The organism is Acinetobacter sp. WC-323 (assembly GCF_000314615.1).
In the GTDB taxonomy this organism is placed as follows: Bacteria; Pseudomonadota; Gammaproteobacteria; order Pseudomonadales; family Moraxellaceae; genus Acinetobacter; species Acinetobacter courvalinii.
Window position 1 is genome coordinate 1 of record NZ_AMZS01000054.1, and the last position, 4,311, is coordinate 4,311.

The window sequence follows — 4,311 nt, forward strand, 5'->3', positions numbered from 1 at the left end:
TTTTAATCATTTCTTTTGAACCCAGCAAAGTTATTGCTAGATAGTTAGCAGCACTGTGGCGCAACGTATGAAAACTAAAGCCATGATGCATACCTAATATTTGGTTAAACAACTCTACTGTAATTTTGCTGATACATTGATCAGTTAATACACGATGATTAACACTAAAAAGTAGATCATCCTGCTGATTAAACAAATATTGTTCATAACGATGTTGTATGTAATGTTGTACTACTAAAAACTCATGTTCTGACAAGGCAATTTTCAATGGTATTTGACGATTTGCACTTTGCGTTTTCAGACGGCGATATGAATTGTTCTGAATATGAAGCGTGATATTATTAAAAGCTGTATTTTCTTTTTCTTTATAAAGTAACTCTGGGCAAATAATATCTTGTATTTTAAGACAACGAACTTCATTTAATCGGAGTCCAGTTCTATAACTCAGTAAATACATCAGCTTTAAACAACTCAGATGATCGACCCACTCTGATGCCGTTGGCTCTTGACTTAAATGTTCTAGTTTTTCCAATAGCTTGCCAAATAGCAAAGGGCTTACTAGGCGTGCATTGCAAATTTGTAAATGCTTAAAACTTGAATTCTGTAACACCAATACCTCTGGTGCATTAAAATTATCTATACAAAATTGATGAAAATCTTTTAGGCGACCAAAACGGTATTCTGCTGTTTGGTGCATCTTACGAGAGGTTTTTCCTTTAACAGCTTCACGTTGAGTTGCTTGTGCATCTCGTTCACTGCTATATTTCAACAACTGTCGATATAAATCTTCATAATCATCAATGGATTGTTGCTTTAAATCCAATTTATTAAGCCAAATTTCAAATATAAATTCTTTAGCAAATGATCCTAAGTAGCTTTCAATAGTCGATAATTGAAGCCCTCTTTTTTTTAAATGCACTAACCAGTGAATTAAGCGTAATTGGGCTTCAATTAAAGACTTTTCTTCCGTATTTGCATCACGCATCTTCTTCTCTAACACCCTTCTGATTTCTTGCCAAAAACGTAGCGTGCGTTCTTCTTTATTCCTCTTTTTATCTAAGCGCTCAACTTTTTGAACTTTACGTTTCTTTTGATCAAACAACATCAACTCATACGGAATCGTTTGTAATTTGCTTTGAGCCGTCGGAACTTCAGGATGTAACTGCTCTTGTTCAAAATGAATAGGGCTATTCTCTAGTTCCATGACTTGATTACGTTCATTACTCCATAGCAATCTAAATTCGGATGGCCGTAAGGCGACAGTATTAATCTCTTGCTGAAGTACATTACTTAAAAATATATCTAGGCTAAGGTTTGGATTAAATTCAAGTACCATTTGCACATCATTAAATGCACGAAATCCACGGCGTTTAATTTGATATTGCAGATCGCCCAAACTTTTGTTTCGTCCCATGCGACTCAAGCTTTCCAGAATACAATCTTCAATTGATTGTTGCAGACGATATTCTTTATGAGTAGCTTTCAACTTTTTTAAATATTGCAAGATGAACTGAGCATATGAGTTAAAAAAAACATGCTTCCATTGGTACAACTTTCTCTGTTCTACATCGTTGCCATATTGAGAGTTTTCAACACGATAATGTAGTAACAATGGATTAGTGATTTTTTTGTAGTCCGAATGGTATAACCGAAAACAATTCAGATCTGTACCAAGCTCAACGGCCTCGTGCAATTGCTGCTGAATAGCAACCAGATGCTGTTCATCTGCACAGCCTGAAATATATATAAAACTTAAGCATAAATCCCCCCACAAATATTTAGGGTCATCCCAATATCCAAGTGAATCTTTCCAATATGCTTTCAAAGCGTTGACTACCTGGGCATGTAACTGCCCTTGTTTTAACCGTGACTCCGTACTCTCAATTTTTCTAGGCAGTACGATCCGTTTAGTATGTGGATTTAGCCTAATTCTGTATGATTTTTTATCTACATTCTGGTTGAATTGCCTTCTTCTTTTATTAAATTCATCTTCAGTAAATTGCATCAGTTTAGATTGTTCATCTCGGCTCAATTTTTGACTCAAACAATCAACACTATCTTTAATGTCATGCCATTTTTCGGCGATCTGCTGATCAAGTTTTTGCTGCATGTCTTGCGTCAATACTTCAGGTGAAGAAGGCTGTCTTTCTTGCGACTTTTTCACCAATTTCTGAATATCAACAAATAGATCGTCTAGTTGTGGTTTTATTAGTTCTTTGATTTTTTGCATACAACTATTTTCGCTCTAAGTGTTTAATCGATAAAGATCTGACATTATCTTGCAATTGCTGGCGGGCTTGCTGTACATAGACATTTGGAATAAGTGAAGAATACGGATGAAAAGCCTCTCGGTCACGTTGGTCATGACCATAAAGAGCCTGAATTAAATGGAATGCTAAAGCAGTTTTTTTTTCTTCTTTTTCTTCTTTTTCTTCTGCATACATCAAAAAATTCATATCAAAATGACGTAACCAATTCGAATACATATTCTTTGGAAAGATTCCTTCCATATATAAATTTACCCAGTTTCGAGATAAAGGGATTAACTTAACTTTCCTGCTATGCCACTCTTTGACAGTTATCGGCAAGATATCTTTACTATCAATGACCTTTCCGAATAAGTCATTGAGCGCAATTTTTTTCTTTGCAAATACTTGTTTTAAAAGTGGGCTATACAGTTCAATTATTTGTTTTAAAAATACAGTGTAATTTTGCAGTGCTTTTAAGAAGAAATCGGATAGCGGGATAAATCGTCCATCCTTTCTTGCCTTGCTATTCTTTTTATCGTTTACATATAGAATTTTAAGCTCAAAACAATAATCTTCCAAATTCCCCAACAGATTTTTATTAGGCCGTCTGGCCATGCTTAGCAAGCTAACATGCCACATCCAACACGCGTATGCATTCAATTGATTAATGATATGTTGATCTTTTTGAATATTTTCTTTGCAATGTCTATGTAAAAAAGCAAATTGCTCTTTCACAAAACTGGGGTCAAGTGCCAGTTGACTCCCTACCCTCCCTTTAGATGCAGATTGCACTTTGAATTGTTGTTGTAATATTTTGAGTTCAGCCGTGTCTTCTGTAAGTTCCTTAGAATGTGGTGTAAGTGCTGATTCTAAAAAAGCTAAATAGCTGCTATCAAGCTGAGCTTTGGGAAGTCCTCCGTAATAAATACCTGGCACATCATGCTTGATATCCCGCCTCGCAATCACATGAGTAAGATATTCATTATAGGTTTCATAATATATATGAAAATATAATTGGGCCTGAAGTTTTTCAACGGTGATAGTACCCACAAACTGATTAGCAAACCACTTCTTAAGTTCGGAATTAATATCTCCTGAAGAGATCTTTGGATTCGATGCTTGTTCTATGTAGTCAAACCATGCCGCAGGTAGATGTAGTTGGTGAGTCATCTCTTCATTCCAACGCACAGGCTTTAAACTCTTAATTTTCTGCTCGGTAACTTTCAAATTTAAATTAAGTAAATATTCCCGTCGTTTTCTTGAACCATTCTGGATCAAAACACCATCTTGTATGAGCTTGTTAAAATCCATCAGTGCTATGGGAGATAATCCAGTCAAAAGTGACAATAAACATGCGGCAGCGATTGCAGCATTATCCCAGTCCCCATTTAACTCAGTTCTCAACACATAAACAATTTGCTTCAGTACATCTGGTGCTAAATAATGAGGATTTGTAATAAATGGCACATGACGGCGTTGGCGATGCCGCGTGTAATACACAGTATAATCACTAATTAAATGATTAAAATTTTTAGTTTTTTCATCTTCTGAGTATAATTCTACTTCAATGTCCAATAACTCAATTTCACCATCTTCATCTTTGTGAAGAGAGGCATCATAATAACTGATCTTTGCGTTATGTCCGATATCTTCATACTTACCAGATTTTATTTCACGAAATTTTTTGAGTTCAATTTTAGTTGGCCATTTCAAAACTTTGCTTTTTTTTGACTTACGCTGACGATGAACAACACGACGATCATCGAGTCTTTTAAAAATTATTAATAGAGCCGATAAATACTCTATGGCTTGTACTTTTTTGAAATTTTTAATATTAAAAAGTTGATTACGATCCTCTTTTTTCAAATTACGTTCGTACGTGACATAACAATTTAGCAGCTTACTACATTCATGAAATAATTCAGCATTATTAGAATCCAGCACATATCGTGAGACATAGCGTAGGAGGTCACAAACATGTTTTTGCTTATTCTCAGCTTTATCAATTTTTGCAAATTCTTGATACTGCCGATATGTTAAAAAACTCGCTTGTAGAATCAAA

2 protein-coding genes are annotated in these 4,311 nt (G+C 35.0%); both read right to left on the bottom strand.

The annotated features are described in order from the left end of the window. Positions 1-2,230: tyrosine-type recombinase/integrase (locus ACINWC323_RS06470; RefSeq protein WP_009513646.1), on the bottom strand; the 2,230-nt coding region annotated here is incomplete at its 3' end. Between the two features lie 4 nt (positions 2,231-2,234). Further along, the coding region (locus ACINWC323_RS06465) for a hypothetical protein (protein ID WP_009513641.1) at positions 2,235-4,311 on the bottom strand (2,077 nt) is incomplete at its 5' end.